Origin of the sequence: Roseateles chitinivorans (assembly GCF_002761755.1) — a bacterium.
Classification (GTDB): Bacteria; Pseudomonadota; Gammaproteobacteria; order Burkholderiales; family Burkholderiaceae_C; genus Roseateles; species Roseateles chitinivorans.
Genome location: NZ_PEOG01000157.1, coordinates 1 through 962 on the forward strand (window position 1 = coordinate 1; position 962 = coordinate 962).

Genomic DNA, 962 nt, shown 5'->3' on the forward strand with positions numbered 1-962 from the left:
CGCCATCGCTGCGCGTGCCGGCCCAGCCCGGCTGGCGCGGCGCCTGGCCGTCCGGTGGCGAGGCCTCGACGCCGCCTTTCGATGCCGGCGGCACCGCGGTGTTCCGGCGCCGCGCGGCGGAGGAATGCCTGGACCTGGTCGCCGTGCTGCGCGCCTACCGTGCGCCGCAACCGGACGAACACTGGCGCACCCCGATCGACTCGGAGCGCCGGCTGCTGGCGCAGATCAATGCGATCGTCGGACTGGGCGCGGATGCGCTCGACCAGGTCGCCGCCCTGGCCATCGACCCGGACCTGCCGGATCCCGGTCGCGTCTTCGCGGCGCTGCTGGTGCTGGGCTGCGTGGCCGGTGACCGCTGGCTGCCGGCCATGCGCCGGATCTTCGAGACCGCGGTGAGCCGCCATCCGGAGGAGGGCGCCCATGCGGTCGAGGCGCTGTCGCTGTCGCCCAGGAGCGACCTGCCGGCGCTGCTGAATCCCTTCCTGAGCCATGAGTTGCCGGCGCTGCGGGCCGCGGCCGCGCGGGTGCTGGCCTTCCGCTGGGAGCTGCCGGAAGGCGCCTGGGAGACGGCGATGCGGGATGCGGCGCCGGCGGTGGTCGCCGCCGCGCTTGGCGCCCCGGCGCAGCAGTTCGATCCGGGCCGCTGCGAGCCGCTGCTGCTGGCGGCGGCGCACTCGCCGATCGAGCCGGTCGCGCGGGCCGCGCTGCGTGTGGGCGCGGCCTTGCGCCTGCCGGCGATGCATGGCCAGGCCACCCGCATGGCCACCCGCGATCCCGGCTGGGCCGATGCCTTGCTGGCGATGGCGATGCACGGCCATCCGGGCGATGCGGTGCTGCTGCGCGCGATGCTGCGCAATGCCGATCGCTGGCAGGCCGCGCGCGCGGCCGGCGTGCTGGGCTTGCCGGCGCTGGTGCCCGACCTGCTGGCGCTGCATGACGACCCGCTGCGCAGCGACGAGGAG

Annotated in this window: 1 protein-coding gene; it reads left to right on the forward strand. The window is 76.1% G+C overall.

Annotated features, from left to right (window positions below; all coding sequences use genetic code 11):
* On the forward strand, positions 1-962 hold a 962-nt coding region (locus tag CS062_RS27345), incomplete at both ends, for a hypothetical protein (protein ID WP_199174363.1).